The sequence below is a fragment of the Myxococcus sp. RHSTA-1-4 genome (assembly GCF_020037125.1).
In the GTDB taxonomy this organism is placed as follows: domain Bacteria; phylum Myxococcota; class Myxococcia; order Myxococcales; family Myxococcaceae; genus Myxococcus.
On the sequence record NZ_JAIQDG010000047.1, the window covers coordinates 18,132 to 32,344 of the forward strand.

The 14,213-nt window shown below is 71.8% G+C and carries 9 protein-coding genes; 5 read left to right on the top strand and 4 right to left on the bottom strand.

What is annotated here, in order from left to right; genetic code table 11:
• Positions 1–186: 186 nt before the first annotated feature.
• From K8638_RS39950 to K8638_RS39965, 4 genes are all read right to left on the bottom strand, one after another.
• Positions 187–1,374, bottom strand: a complete 1,188-nt coding sequence (locus K8638_RS39950; RefSeq protein WP_223760010.1) for an aromatic ring-hydroxylating dioxygenase subunit alpha — start codon at positions 1,372–1,374, stop codon at positions 187–189.
• Positions 1,371–3,032: a GH3 auxin-responsive promoter family protein gene (locus K8638_RS39955; protein ID WP_223760011.1), complete on the bottom strand. Its 1,662-nt coding sequence runs from the start codon at positions 3,030–3,032 to the stop codon at positions 1,371–1,373. The genes K8638_RS39950 and K8638_RS39955 overlap by 4 nt, the downstream gene beginning before the upstream one ends.
• 162 nt (positions 3,033–3,194) lie before the next feature.
• Complete coding sequence (locus K8638_RS39960) at positions 3,195–3,968, bottom strand: hypothetical protein (RefSeq protein WP_223760012.1); 774 nt, start codon at positions 3,966–3,968, stop codon at positions 3,195–3,197.
• A gap of 103 nt (positions 3,969–4,071) precedes the next feature.
• Entirely contained in the window at positions 4,072–6,939 is a 2,868-nt protein-coding gene (locus tag K8638_RS39965; RefSeq protein WP_223760013.1) for an FG-GAP-like repeat-containing protein, read from the bottom strand.
• A gap of 152 nt (positions 6,940–7,091) precedes the next feature.
• Here K8638_RS39965 and K8638_RS39970 point away from each other — a divergent pair, with 152 nt between their 5' ends.
• The 5 genes from K8638_RS39970 (at position 7,092) to K8638_RS39990 (ending at position 14,206) form a co-directional block, all read left to right on the top strand.
• Positions 7,092–8,048: a fatty acid desaturase gene (locus tag K8638_RS39970; protein WP_223760014.1), complete on the top strand. Its 957-nt coding sequence runs from the start codon at positions 7,092–7,094 to the stop codon at positions 8,046–8,048.
• A gap of 132 nt (positions 8,049–8,180) precedes the next feature.
• A complete protein-coding gene (locus tag K8638_RS39975; RefSeq protein ID WP_223760015.1) occupies positions 8,181–8,804 on the top strand; it encodes a hypothetical protein in 624 nt (207 codons plus the stop codon).
• 70 nt (positions 8,805–8,874) lie between these two features.
• A complete protein-coding gene (locus K8638_RS39980; RefSeq protein ID WP_223760016.1) occupies positions 8,875–10,632 on the top strand; it encodes a hypothetical protein in 1,758 nt (585 codons plus the stop codon).
• Positions 10,629–12,323, top strand: coding sequence for an SWIM zinc finger family protein (locus tag K8638_RS39985; RefSeq protein WP_223760017.1), 1,695 nt, complete (start codon positions 10,629–10,631; stop codon positions 12,321–12,323). Before K8638_RS39980 ends, K8638_RS39985 begins: the two co-directional genes overlap by 4 nt.
• Before the next feature lie 266 nt (positions 12,324–12,589).
• Positions 12,590–14,206 (top strand): reverse transcriptase family protein, encoded by a 1,617-nt coding sequence (locus K8638_RS39990; RefSeq protein WP_223760018.1) that lies wholly within the window; start codon positions 12,590–12,592, stop codon positions 14,204–14,206.
• Positions 14,207–14,213 lie beyond the last annotated feature (7 nt).

The following is a 14,213-nucleotide window of genomic DNA, read 5'->3' on the forward strand; positions in this document are numbered from 1 at the left end:
TTTCGAATTATTTCGACGGCTCGGCCAGCCCCTCTTCCGAGGAGCGGAGCCCCCACTTCGTAAGCTTCATTTACACTCCAAACCACCACTCCGTGAGAATCGTCCAATCGAGGTGTGGCCTGGAGTCCCCAATTCCTTGCGTGAAAGGAATTGTGACACCGCGAGGCACCGCCCGGCGGCTCGCGGTCAAATCCAGAAGACCATGTCGCGCTCGGCCTCCTCGGGGCCCGAGCCGTGGCCGCCCTCACGCAGCCAGCGGCGGTACGCCTCGATGTCCGCGTGGTGCAGGTCCGCCTCGGTGCCGGTGTAGACGCCACCGCCGGGCCCGTCGAGCAGGGCCTCCCGCTGGATGTCCATGATGACGACGTCCTGCTGGATGACCTGCCGCGTGTACCAGCGCACCAGCGGCCTCAGCGCGCGCCCCACCAGCGCGCCCGGCACGTCCACCGGGAGCCGGTAGCTGATGGCCGTGTAGACGAGGCTGTCCGTGGGGCCGATGGGCGTGCACTGCGAGTTGATGACGAAGCCGTGGCCGCCCCACAGGTAGTCCACGCGGGTGACGTTGGGCACGTAGTACTTGTCCGTGTGGAGCAGGGGCAGGCCGCTTGGGTTGAAGAGACGGCCCAGCCCGGTGACGGTGTCCTGCTCCTGCTTGTACGTCACCAGCACGCTGCCCGCCGTGCGCCGCACCGTGGCCGGCACGCGCCGGCTCGCCGGCTTGCGGAACCAGCCCGGGTGCACGAAGAGCGTGTGCGGCACGTCCATGAAGTTCTCGACGAGGTTCGTCACCCCGTTCGCGAAGCGCGTCACCATGAAATAGACGGTCCACCCGGGCTGTCCCCAGTACGGCACGCGGAAGGGCTCGGCCCGGGCGCGCGACGCGTCGGGGCCGCCCATGAAGACGTAGACGAGCCCGTCCTGCTCCACCGTGGGGAAGCGCTGGAGGCGGCCCAGCGCGCAGGGCTCGGGCTGGAGGCCCTCGCGCGCGCACGCTTCCGCGTCCAGCAACTCGCTCCGCTGCGAGGGCCCCAGCGAGGGCACCTCCACCACCGCGCCGGACGCGTCGTAGACCCAGCCATGGTACGGACAGCCGAGGCGTCCGTGGAACACGGCCCCGCGCGACAGCTTCGCGTTGCGGTGCAGGCACCTGTCGCGCAGCGCGGTGGGACGGCCGTGCTCGTCGCGGAAGAGGACCACGCCCGTGCCGAAGAGGGTGCGCGCCAGGGGCGTGCCGGCCTTCAGCTCGGTGGAGAGACAGGCCACGTACCAGTAGTCCTTCAGCGCGCCACAGCGGGCGAGGTCGGCCTCCGCCTCCAGGTCCACGTTGGGCGTGCGCGGGGCTTCGACGGGGTGCGGGTGCTGGAGCTGTCTCATGCGGCGACTCCGGAGAAGTGGGCGGACCAGCCGGGCTGGCGGTGCAGGTCCATGGGCTTGATGTCGCCGGCACGCTGGCCGAGCGCGATGCAGCGGGCCTCGTAGCGGCGGGCCCCTTCCGCGACGCGCACGGCGCGCACCGGGCCGAGCTGTCCCAGCTCGCGCGCATAGCGGTAGTGGTGGCCCTCGCACAGGGCGCGCTCCACGGCGGCGGCGGCCTCGGCGAGGCGGGTTTCGGGGGCGGTGGTTTCGAGAAAGAGGCGGTAGGCGGGAGGCTCCGGCGCCTGGGCCCACTCCGGGGCGAGCATGACGAAGGCGGGACGCTCGCCACCGAAGAGGGCCGGCAGCGTGGCGTCCAGCACGGCGCTCACGCGCGTGGCGGAGAGCTTCTCTCCCACGAGGTCGCAGACGGAGTCCGCGCGGCCGGCGAAGCGCAGGCAGGGCGTGGAGTGCACGAAGCCCTCCACGCGCACCAGGTCTCCCAGGCGGTAGCGCAGGAGCCCGCCGGAGGTGGAGAGGAGCACCGCGTACGTGCGGCCCCGCTCCAGCTCGTGCGCGAGGCGGGGGCGCGCGCCGGGCTGCTCGGCGTCGAGGAACTCGAAGAAGTGGCTGCGGACGGCGAGCACGGGCGCCGGCGCGTCGAAGAGGGGCACTGTGACGACGCCTTCGGTGGCCAGCAGGCCCTTGCCCTGGACCTCGACTCCGGTGAAGCGGCGGCACGCGGCGGGCACCGCGTGCGCGGCCTGCGCGTCCGTCCACATGCTGAGCAGTGACAACCGGGGCCACAGCTCGCGGGCCTGGAGGCCGTGGCGGAGGGCGGAACGGAGCACGGCGGCGCGCTCGGGACGGCGGGTGAAGCGCATCCGGGAGAGGACGGCTCGCACCTCCTCCGCGTCTCCGGGTGGCCGGCAGGCGCCGCGCTCCAGGTCCTCCGCCAGTCGCTCGCCGTGCCGCTCCAGCGCGTCCATTAGCAGCGTGAGGAAGCTCGGGTTCCACACGCTGATGAGCGCGAGGTCCTCACACGCGACGAGGTGCCACAACGTCACGTAGCGGCAGCGCTCCACGTCCGGCAGCGCGCCCACCGCGCCCGGCACCGCGAACACCCGCGAGAGCAGGGGCCGCAGCGCGCGGGAGAAGTAGGCGCTGTCCTCCACGCTGCCCACCGGGAGCCCTCCGGCCGTCCTGCCCTGCTTGCGGCCCATGGGAGAGATGGACCAGTAGCTCGGCCCGATGCGCAGCGCGGGCCTGCGATGGAGCAGCTCGAAGAGCATGGGGGACAGGGCGCGCTGGAACTCGTCGAGCAGGCCCTGCGTCATGGGCACCAGCTTGCTCGCTCCGGAGGAGCCTCCCGAGGGCTCGAAGCGCAGCACCGGTGCCTGCGTGAGCACGCGGGCCTCTCCGGCCGCGATGCGCTCCACGTCCGGCGCGATGCCGTCCGGTGTCACCATGGGCACCGCGTCCTGGAAGTCACGCGGCGTCTTCACCCGGTCGAAGCCCGGGACGCGCGCGGCCTGCTGGCTCCCCGAGACGGCCCGCAGCACCCGGGCGAGGCACTCCGCCTGTGCCGCCTCCGGGTCACGCAGGGCGCGATGAAAGCGCAGCGCGGAGGGCGCCAGTGCGGCGCGCAGCCCACCGAGCGGTACGGAGGAGGGAATCACGGCGCGCCTCCCGGGCTCCCGCATGGATGCGAGTCCGGCCTCAGAGGCGGCCCGCCGGGCAATACGCACGAGGGAGTCACGGCGCGGCTTCCGCGCCGCCACGTGGAGACGGGTCCGTCACCGCGAATGCACCTGGAGGACGCGCTCACGCCCCGGCCCTCCTCACGTCCCCGCACGGACGCCCACCTGCCGCAGCCCGCGCCGCGCCCAGCCGCGAACCTGCCCCCACACACTGCGCCCGAGCGCCCGCGCGAGGTCCCGCCAGCGGATCTCCACGAGGCACACCAGCTCCTCACCCTCCACATGTCCGGGGTTGCGCTCGGCGAAGAAGGCGATGTGTGGATGCGCCGCCGCCGCGCGGTCGATGGGAGCGATGCCGTCCCGCACGCGGTAGTGCATCCCGTGGAAGCGCAGCGTGCCCCGCGCCGCGTCGTACTGCTCGCCGAACCAGCGGGTGGCCAGCTCCCGCAGGAAGTCCGCGCGTCCAGGCGGAGGCGACCAGTCGCGCCTGGGCATCGTCCGCGCGAAGTAGTTCACCGCGAGCAGGTACGTCTTGAACCCGGCGCTCAGCAGCAGCCAGTGCACCGGGCGCAGCGGGTTGTGCAGCTTGCGCCACAGGAGGAAGCGCCCGAAGCACACCTGCAACACCTTGTGCCCCCACCAGTCCGGGTGGATGACCGTGTCGCCCGAGTACACCACCTCCACCACCTGCGTCCCGATGCGCTCCTCCGCCACGCGCACCGTGCTGAAGCCCACCAGCTCCGCGCTCCGCCGCGCGTGCAGGAGGATGACGTACTGCTTGGCGTCCAGGTCCGCCATGAACCGCTCCGCCGACACACCCGCGTAGCAGAGCTGCATCAGCGCCAGCATCTGCGCCCGCTGTGCCTCCGTGAGCGACTCGCGCCGTACCGTGGAGCCCTTGAGCGCGGACATCATGGCGTGGCGCTCCCGCGCGGCGCCGCGGCATCCGCGGGCATTGGCGCCGGCCGCGCTTTCGCGCGCGGCTCACCTTGCGCCGTGAAGTCCCCTGGCGCGGACATCATGGCGTGGCGCTCCCGCGCAGCGCGGCGGCGTTCGCGGGCTGCCGCAGCTCGTGGTAGCGGTCCGGCTCCAGCATCACCTCCTGCACCTCGCCGCCGTACCAGTGCACCCGGGCCGTCACCGGTCCCGAGTACCGTCCCAGGCCGAAGTGCAGCCGGGGGTCCGCCGACGCGGAGAAGCCGCCCATCAGTCCCACCTCGCGCACCTGCTCCACGCGCCGCCCGCCCTCCTCGTAGGAGACGACAATGCGCGTGCCCACCGCGCTCCGGTGCGTGCCCGTCCCGTTGCCCACCAGCGTCAGGCCCACGAAGTGCGCGTCCCGCGTGGCTCCGCCGCGCAGCGTGTTCCTGTACACGGACACCGGCGCGTGCTGGTTGGTGACGAGCGCATCCAGGTCGCCGTCCCCGTCCAGGTCCGCCAGCAGCACGCCGCGCGAGTTCTCCGGCTCCTCCAGCCCCAGCTCGCGCGCCACGTCCACGAAGTGCCCGGGCTTCGCGTCACCCAGGTTGAGATACGCGCGCCGCGCCTCGTTGGGGTAGATGGTGCGCCCGCGGATGTCGCCCCACTTGTCCGCGTACGTGTGCACCTCCGGCCCGGACTGCATCAGCTTGTGGTTGACGTACCAGTAGTCCTTGCGTTGGCCGTCGGGGATGCGCCACCGCGCCGCGTCGAGCCGGTCATCCACCATGCCGTTGGCCTGCACCAGGTCCGGCCAGCCGTCGTTGTTCAAATCCCCGGCCGCCGCGCCCCAGCCGAAGCGCCGCTCGTTGAGCGCGCTGCGGAAGGTGGCCTCGTCGCTGAAGCGCGGGACGAAGGGCTCGTCCCCCGGCCCCACCATCCACAGCAGGCTCCCCTCCGCCTGTAGCGAGTGGTGCACGTTGGAGACGTACACGTCCAGCCAGCCGTTGCGGTCGAAGTCCGCCACGGACGCGTTCATCCCCTTGTACGTGTCCCTTCCAATCTCCCCGAAGAGCCGCCCGACGACGTGGCGGAAGTGGCGCCCGCCCTCGTTGAGGTAGACGTCATCCGGTCCGAAGTCGTTGGCCACGTACAGGTCCGTCCAGCCGTCGCGGTTGAGGTCCACCGTGCTCACCGCGAGCGACCAGCGCGTGTCGCCCAGGCCCAGCGCCTTCACGTCCACCTTCTGGAAGGTGCCGTCGCCCCGGCCCCGGTACAGCGCGTTGAGGCCGCCGTTGTTCGCGTCGTGCCAGCCGTCGTGCATGAAGCGGAACATGCGCCGGTCGTCCGGGTGCTCGGGTTGGGGCAGGCGGAAGAGGTTGAGCGGCACCGGCGGCGAGTAGTCCGGCAGGTGCGTCGTCATCGCGTTGAGGACGAAGAGGTCCAGGTGCCCGTCGCGGTCGTAGTCCAGGAAGGTGAGGCCCAGGCTCACCGCGTGGTCCGCCACGCCCGCGGCCTCCGTCACGTCCTCGAAGCCGGCGACGCCCGTGTCGCGCAGGGTGTTGCGCAAGAGGCGCACCGGCCCGAAGGCCACCGCCACCGCGAGGTCCTGGTCTCCATCTCCATCCCAGTCCACGAAGGTGCCGCCGCCCGCCAGTCCCTCTTCCTTGTAGCGGGTGGCGAAGCGCTCCAGCGCGGGCACCGGCACGCGCTCGAAGCGGAAGTCGCCGAGGTTGCGGTACAGGCCCGCATGGTCCCCGGGCGTGGCCAGCGGGTGCGAGAGGAAGAGGTCCAGCCTCCCGTCCCCGTCGTAGTCACCCGTGGCCACCGCGTCGCCCACCGCCACCAGCCACTTCGCCACGTGCCCCAGGCGCGGGTCCAGCTCCTCCAGCGTGTGGCCCATGCTCGAGCCGAGCCCGGCCGCCGCCGCGTCCACGCGCTCCATCCGGAAGGCCAGCGGTCGCGCCTGGACACCGGATGCGGCGGCCAGGGTGTAGCCGCCCACCATGACGGCGCCCAGCCCGCCCACCACGGCCGCGCGCTTCAGCCACCCGGAGGACAGCAGCGCCTTCAGGGACTCCCCCAGGCCGCGCCTCCACGCCGCGCGCGCATGGAGGAAGAGGAAGCGCACCGCGGCGCAGGTGAGGGCCGCGTAGAAGAAGGTGTAGACGCTCTCCTTGAGGTGCAGCACCAGGTCCACCAGCGTCACCGCCAGCGCCAGCAGCACCTGTCCGCGCCGCGTGCCCGGCGAGGTGGCCGGGTCGGTGAGCATGTAGAAGACGAAGATGAAGAAGGACGGCGCCCCCAGCGTGCCGAGGAAGAGCACCTCCGGCGGCAGGTGGTGCCGCATGATGTAGGCGCGCAGCGCCGTCTGCAGCGCGTAGAAGACGAGGAAGCTGGCCACCAGCCACCCGCGGCCCACGCGGAAGAGGAAGAGCACCAGCGCCGCCATGAGGATGAAGGCGGACAGCGCGATTTCACCGTTGGCCCACTGGTACGCGGGCGCGGCGGTGATGAGCTCGCGCGTCACCAGCAGCGACAGCGCCACGCCGAACATCGACGGGTTGAAGACGTGCCGGCCCTCGAAGGTGAGCACGTATTTGGAGCCGATGGCGAGCCACACCGGCAGGAAGAGCAGCCAGCTCGAGTGCGAGTAGTTGAGCAGCAGCGCCAGCGAGCAGCAGGAGATGTACGCGCTCAGCGGCACCACCTTCCGCCGGTGCAGCAGCCACCCCAGGGCCGCGTCCAGCACACTGCCCGTCACGACGATGGTGGCCATCTGCCACGGGCTGCGGTTGAAGCCGAAGAAGGTGAAGCCCAGCACGCCGTAGAGCGTCAGCAGCGCGGCGAAGGGAATGCGGGGGTCGTTCCACCGGGGCCACGTCCAGCCCCAGCGCTCGACGCGGGGTGTCGTGTGCAGCGGGACATACACCTGTGCAGCCGGGTTCTCCCCGGGAACAGCGCTCATGGAACAGTGCCTCCGGCCCTGCGCGACGCGCGCTTCGTTTCCAGCCCGGGCAGGTGGCCCGAGCGTGCCCCGCCTCCCGCGTGCTGTCCAATCAGGGCCGGGACTTGCAAAGGCCCTCCCCGCATGTACTCACCTGAGTGCCGGTTCATGTCATGAGCGAGCCTCTGCAAGCCCCGCCCCAACCCCTCGCGCTGCCCGCTCCGTTGCCTCGACGCGCCGCGGTGCCGCGCGCACTGCTGGTGCGAGCCACCGTGCCGGGGCTGCTGCGCCTCGCGGCCATCGAGTGGGCCTGGATGGGCGCGTGCTGGCTGGCCATGGCCCTGTGGCCGTGGGTGGCGCCGCTCGCGGTGCCCGTCATCGCCGGTCGGCTGCATGCGCTCGGCGTCATCCTCCACGACGCCGTGCACCTGAGCGTGCGGCGCAAGGGATGGGGGCTGCGGCTCCTGGAGGTGCTCGCCGGCTACCCGGTGGCCAGCACCTGGGAGTCCATGCGCTACCACCACCTGCGCCACCACCGTGACGCGGGCCTGCCGTCGGACCCGTACCGCCGGCGCCCGCTCCACGGCTGGCGCCTGTGGCGCGCGTGGCTGCTGCTGGTGGGCGTGATTCCCTTCTGGGTGCTGCGCGGGCCGGTGGGCCTGCTCGCATGGGTGGTGCCTCCGCTGCGCGTCCCGTATGCGCGGCTGTTCCTCCAGGCGGCTCCGGCAGAGGGGCTCGCGGACTCCGAGGAGGTGCGGGACTGCGCGCGAGCGGAGTCGGGACAGGTGCTGTTCCATCTGGGCGTGCTGGCGCTGGCGTGGCGCTGGCCGGAGGCGGTGGCGTGGGGGTACGGGTTGCCGCTGCTGGTGGCCTCGGGGCTCAACGCGCACCGGCTGCTGGCGGAGCACACCGGAGCGGAGGCGCGCGGGCGCACGCTGGAGGACGTGCTGGCGGTGACGGCGGACCACGGGCTCGGGTGGCCGGGCCGGCTGTGGCTGGCGCCGCGCAACGTGGGCTACCACGTGGTGCACCACCTGCATCCACAGGTCTCGCTGGAGCACCTGCCCCGGCTGCGCGCGTGGTACGTGGCCCGCTTTCCCACCTACTATCCCCCGCCCCGGCGCCCCTGATGCGGTCTCCGCACGCCACCCGCCTCCTGGTCGCCCTCCACCCTCCTCCGCCGCCCACCTGATGCGCTGCCCGCGAACCCGCGCCCTGCTCATCGTGCTCGCCCGCCACCATTCCCTGCCCCGGCGCCCCTGATGCTCTCCCCGCACACCCGCGTCCTGCTCGCCGTGCTCGCGTTCGTCTGCGCCGTGGCCGCGCTCCTCTTCCGCCGCGCGCAGAACCAGAGGGGCGCGCGCGGCGGGCGCATCTCCGGGCCCAAGCTGGCGTGGCTCTTCTACGCGGTGTTCCTCTGGTTCCTCGTCTGCCCGCTGGTGGCGCTGGACGCGGCGGTGCCGAAGGAGGCGCGCGCGGTGCTCGGCGCCTTCGCCGCCTTCATGTGGCTGCGCGGCGCGGCGGAGCTGTACCTGCTCTACGTGACGAAGAGCTGGCGGCCTCCGTACGGCGTGGCGCATGACGTGGCGTGCATCGTGCTGGTGCTCGGCGGGCTGTTCTGGGGCCGCTCGCGGTGGATGGGGACGCCAGGCACCGCGGACCTGTGGGCGCTGGCCTTCGTGGGACTGGTGCTGGTGAGCCTCTTCGTCGAGGTGGCCTACGCCGCGCTCTTCTTCCACGCCGTGGAAGGACGCACCACGGGCGAGGAGGGCATCTGGTTCGCGGACGAGGAGCAGGCGCGCTTCCGCCGCATCAACCGGCTCACCCTGGCCCTCAACGTGCCGCTGTACGCGGGGCTGGCCGCGCTGCTCGTGATGGCGAGGTGAGCGGGCCGGTCAGGGCCCCAACGTCGTCTTCCACTCCCGTCCCGCTCTCGATTAACGTACGCCGCTCGCCATGAACTCCGATTCCGCGTCGGCGCTGCTCCTCGATGAGTATTTCGCAACGGGTGATGCGCGCTTTCTCGAGGAGCTCTTCCGGAGCCGCTCGGAGAAGAAGCTCAAGTCCCTGGCGGAGCGCTGGTACGGCGATGAGCGCCCCTTCGCGCGCCAGGCGCTGCTCGGCTACATCGACGATGGGTGTGACCGGCCCGGACACCGAGCGTTGGTGAAGGCGCTCTTCAAGCGCGCCGAGGCCCGGGGCGATGACGAGGCCATGGGGCACTTCCTCGTGGCCTTCGACCGGCTCGCGCGGCGCGACCTCAAGAAGCGCACGGGCTGGGACTGGTCCACACGCCAGCCGACGGAGAGCTGGGCCCTGGAGTGGGACCGCGCGGTGCCGAACCGCGCCCGGCGGCAGGGCGGGCACCACGCGTCGAAGCGCTCCAAAGAGGGCTACTTCCTCTACCACCCCATGCCCCGCTTCTCCCGCGTCACGCGCCAGTACCTCCAGCGGCGGGCGTGGCGCTACTTCCGGAAGCAGTCCCACGCGAAGACCCAGGGGAGCGCGGCGAAATACGGGACGGCCATCCGCGCCGTGCTGGCCCTCTACCAGGACGAACACCTGAGCCGTCCCGAGCGCCTCATCGACGCCTGGGGCCTGATGCACGCGCTCTACCACGGCTCCCCCGTCCTCCTGCGGCGGCCGAAGGGCATCACCGTGGCCGACGGGCACACGCTGGCCGAGCTGCGGCCCGCGCCCTACTGCCCCGACGCGTGGCGCGGCTGCCGGGACGCGCTGCTCGACCTGCTCACCACTGCCCGGAGCCGCACCGTCCGGACGTTCTGCATCGACCGCCTCAAGAGCGAGTACGTCCAGGAGCTCCGCGGCCTGCCCGTGAGCCAGCTCAAGCCGCTCCTCGACAGCCCCCATGAAGAGGTCCAGTCGTTCGCGGTGGAGCTCCTCCAGGCGGCGACGGGACTGGAGCTGCTGCCGATAAAGGAGTGGCTGGCGCTCCTGGAAATCAACAACCCGGTGGCGCTGCCCCTCCTCTGCACGCTGGTGGAGAAGACGGTCTCCCCCGAGCGCCTCACCCTCGTGCAGTGCATCCAGCTCGCGTGCTCCCGCGCCGCGCCGGTGGCGGAGCTGGGGCTGCGGTGGGCGAAGGCGAAGCGCATCGCCAGCGCGGACGACCTCGCCTTCCTGCTGCGCCTGACGCGCGCCGAGGCCCCGAATGTCCGCGCCGACGGCATCGACTGGGTGTGCCAGCTCCTGCTGCTCGCCGACACCGCGAAGCCCGAGCTCGTCCGCGAGCTGCTCGATGCCCGCCACGCCGATGTCCGCGCGCGGGCGCTGGAGCTGCTGGCGAAGGACGCCCGCTTCGGAGACAACGCCCTCCTCTGGACGGCCATGTCGGAGAGCCCCTACGACGACGTGCGGCAGGCCCTCCTGCGCATGCTCCCGGAGAAGGAGAAGGCCTTCGACCCGCGGAGCCTCCAGCACCTGTGGGCCACGGCGGTGCTCGCGGTGCACCGGGGTGGCCGGGCCCGCCAGCTCGCGACGAACCAGCTCGCCGAGCGCGTCGTCCGCAAGCCCGAGGAGGCGGACGCGCTGCTGCCCATCCTGGGCTTCGCGCTGCGCAGCCTCCGCGCTCCGGAGCGGCGCACGGCGCTGGCCTCCCTGTCCCGGGTCGCCTTCCAGCGGCCCGCGCTGAAGGACGCCCTCTCGCGTTTGCTGCCGGAGCTGAAGCTCGTCGGTGACGAGGTGACCTCGTGAACCTGGACCTCAAGTACCTCGGCCACAGCGGCGTGGTGGACGTGCCGGGCGGCTCGGCGCTGGCGTTCCAGCCGAACCTCGCCCGCCCCCGCGTCTTCTTCGACCAGGAGCTGAAGAACCCCATCCGCTTCCGCGAGGCCATCAGCGCGCTGCACGAAGTGGTGGTGGGCGACCTCCGCATCAAGAAGAAGGACAGGAGCGCCTACGAGGCCTGGAAGGCGGAGGAGGCCCGGCAGGAGGAGGAGCTCCGCCGCGCCGTCCACGACCAGGCGAAGCAGGCCGAGCTGGCGAAGCTGAAGAACGAGCCGATACCGCGCAACCTGGAGGCGGACTTCCGGAAGATGCACCGCCTCTACTGGGATGCCCGGAGGCGGTGGGCGAGCGAGCTGTCCCGCAACGACCCGGCCCTCTTCCGGGCGCTCGTCCCGTGCGACCCGGTGGTGACGGTGGCCCCGGACGTCGTGTTCTTCGAGTGCTTCGCCAAGGACGAGTCCAGCTACGGCTGCCTCTTCGTGGAGCGCGACGCGTTCAACGGCAAGGGCGAGGCGGCGACGGGCACCACCAACGTGGACTACTCGCTGGCGCTGTACGAGCACTTCCAGACGCTGCGCACGTACCGGCCCACGCGCCTGCAGGTGGACCCGTCCGGGTTCGAGGTGAAGGTGCGGGGCCACGCCAGCTACCGCGAGGAGAAGATTGACCTGCCGCCCACGTGGCTGCGCGGCTTCGGTCAGCTCCAGGCGGCCATGGGGCTGCCGTCGCGGCGGGTGGAGCTGTCGGTGGACGCCGTCTACTCGCTGCTGGCCTTCCTCAAGCGGCACCGGGAGAAGACGGGCCCGCGCTCGCTGCGCTTCCAGCTCCGGCCGGGCTCGCCGCCGTCGGTGGTGCTGGAGCCCTGGGGCGTCACCGTCCAGAGCCGGGGCAGGGCCTACGACGGCGACAAGCCGGAGGAAATCAAGGTCTGGGGCCGCCGCCGGCTGATGGTCCTGGCGCGGCTGCTCCCGCTCGCGGAGCGCGTGGAGGTGCAGCTCTTGGGCTCCGGCATGCCCAGCATCTGGACCGTCCACATGGGCGAGATGCGGATGGTGCTGGCGCTCTCCGGGTGGACGGCCAACGACTGGACCGGCGGCGCCAGCCTGGAGCTGCTCGCGGGCGACGCGCGGCCGGAGGCGCGGGCGGTGGACCTGCTGACGAAGCGGCTTCGGGACGTGCAGCGGGCCACGCTGGCGGAGCTGGCCTCGCATGTCTCCGCCCCGCGCGAGGCGCTGCTGGGCTCGCTGCACCTGCTGGCGAAGCAGGGACAGGTCGTCTACGACTTCGCCGCGCAGAGCTACCGGTGGCGGCAGGTGATGCCGGTGGCCCTGTCCGAGTCCGTCCTCGGCCCCGAGCCCGAGGAGGTCGTCCTGGGCCGGCGGCTCCAGCAGGAGGGAAAGGTGAAGCTCCTGCGGGAGGAGCTGCTGTCCGAGGCGCGGCGCCTCCTGGTGGCGCGGGCCGGTGAGGTGGAGTGCGAGGCCCTCTTCGACATGGATGGCGGCTTCTCGCGGGCGCGGTGTGGCTGCTCGCACTTCCGCAGGTTCGCCCTGCGTGCGGGGCCGTGCCGCCACCTGCTGGCGCTGCGGCTCACGGTGCTGCGGAGTGCCTCGGGATTTGATATGGGTTTGCCCGGCCCCGCCGGGCGCGTGGTTCAGTGATGCCGTCCCACCCTTCAAGGAGTTCCCTTCCGCTCGAGCCCTTCATGCCGCGGTGTTCCGCCGCGGTGGCGGTCTCTCTCTCATTCGTCCCCACGCCCGATGTTCTTTTGGGAATCAGGGGCACCGTGATGGCCTTCACCAGCCCGACCCTTCGGGTCCTGGCCACACGGTGCCCCCGATTCCCTCGTGATCGGCCGTGGTCCTGCGTTTGAAGTCGGGCTGGAAGGGAACTCCTTGAAGGGTGGGACGCCGAGCGCGGAGCGGCGATGGGCAGCTTCTGGAATCGGTTGAAGGGCTTCTTCACGGGAGGGGACTCCTCCGGGGAAGACACGCCTGGGCAGGACGCGGCGGCGGTGCCACCGGCCGGCACGGCGGCGGCGCCGGGTGCTTCCGCGCCCGCGGCCCCCGTGGCCCGGAATCCGTACGCCGCCAACGAGGCCATCCTGGGCCTGTCCGCGGAGGAGTTCCGCAAGCGGGCGCTGAAAATCGTCCCGTGGCGGACGGCGTGGATTGGCCGGGTCGACACCATTCCTCCGCAGAGTGACGAGCGCACCGCGCTCATCGACCGGGGCCTCATCCTCCGGGGCTTCCTGACGCGGGAGCAGCTCGCGGAAATCCACCGCGTGGGCGACCTGTGGCTCAAGCACCACGAGGCGCACACGCTGGCCTCGGCCGCCGCGGCGAAGACGGCGGAAGCGGCCGTCGAGCAGCGGCGCGAGGAGCGGCGCAAGCGCAAGGAGGAGAAACAGCGCCTCGCGGCGGAGCGGAGGCAGCAGCGCGTGGAGGACGTCGCGCGGCGCCGGCGCGAGGACATCATCTTCCTGGGGCGTGGCGTCTCGGGCGGGCTGGCCGACCGCCGCTCCAACATCGAGGCGCTCCAGGCGGCGAAGCTGCCGGTGCTGTCCTCTCCGGCGGACGTGGCGAAGGCGCTCGGGCTCACCATCCCCCGGCTGCGCTGGCTGTGCTTCCACCAGGAGGCGGCGGAGAAGACGCACTACCACTACTTCGAGGTGCCCAAGCGCTCCGGCGGCAAGCGGCTGCTCAGCGCGCCGCAGCCCACGCTGAAACAGGCGCAGGCGTGGATTCTGGAGAACATCCTGGAGCCGCTCCCCACCGAGCTGCCGGCGCACGGCTTCATCAAGGGCCGCTCCACGGTGAGCAACGCCGCCGCGCACCAGGACCGCGACGTGGTGGTGAACCTGGACCTGAAGGACTTCTTCCCCACCATCACCTTCCGGCGGGTGAAGGGCGTCTTCCAGCGGCTGGGCTATTCGCCCAGCGTCGCCACGGTGCTCGCGCTGCTGTGCACCGAGTCGCCCCGGCGGCAGGTGGACTACGACGGGAAGAAGTACTGGGTGGCGGTGGCGGAGCGGGGCCTGCCGCAGGGCGCGTGCACGAGCCCGGCGCTGTCGAACCAGGTGGCGCGCAAGCTGGACCGGCGCCTGCGCGGGCGCATGGCGAAGCTGGGCTGGGAGTACACCCGCTACGCGGATGACCTGACGTTCTCCGCGCCCGCCGGCAAGCGGGACCAGGTTCCCTTCCTCATGGCGGCCGTGCGCCACGTCGCGGAGGAGGAGGGCTTCGCGCTCAACCCGAACAAGGGCCGCGTCCAGCGCGTCGGCGGGCGGCAGAGCGTCACCGGCATCGTGGTGAACGAGAAGCTCTCCGTTCCCCGCGAGGAGGTACGCCGGCTGCGCGCCATCCTCCACCAGGCGAGGACGACGGGACTCGAGGCGCAGAACCGGGAGAACCGGCCGAACTTCGAGGCCTGGCTCCACGGGAAGATTGCCTACGTCTGCATGGTGGACCGGGCGAAGGGCCTCAAGCTGCTGGAGGCGTTCGAGGCGCTGAGGAGCGGGAAGCGGGCCTCCGCGGGTTCGTAGCGCGGCC

Coding starts and splice junctions, on each gene's coding strand:
- K8638_RS39980 (WP_223760016.1), top strand. CDS start 8,875: ATGAACTCCGATTCCGCGTCGGCGCTGCTCCTCGATGAGTATTTCGCA.
- K8638_RS39960 (WP_223760012.1), bottom strand. CDS start 3,968: ATGATGTCCGCGCTCAAGGGCTCCACGGTACGGCGCGAGTCGCTCACG.
- K8638_RS39970 (WP_223760014.1), top strand. CDS start 7,092: ATGAGCGAGCCTCTGCAAGCCCCGCCCCAACCCCTCGCGCTGCCCGCT.
- K8638_RS39965 (WP_223760013.1), bottom strand. CDS start 6,939: ATGAGCGCTGTTCCCGGGGAGAACCCGGCTGCACAGGTGTATGTCCCG.
- K8638_RS39950 (WP_223760010.1), bottom strand. CDS start 1,374: ATGAGACAGCTCCAGCACCCGCACCCCGTCGAAGCCCCGCGCACGCCC.
- K8638_RS39990 (WP_223760018.1), top strand. CDS start 12,590: ATGGGCAGCTTCTGGAATCGGTTGAAGGGCTTCTTCACGGGAGGGGAC.
- K8638_RS39975 (WP_223760015.1), top strand. CDS start 8,181: ATGCTCTCCCCGCACACCCGCGTCCTGCTCGCCGTGCTCGCGTTCGTC.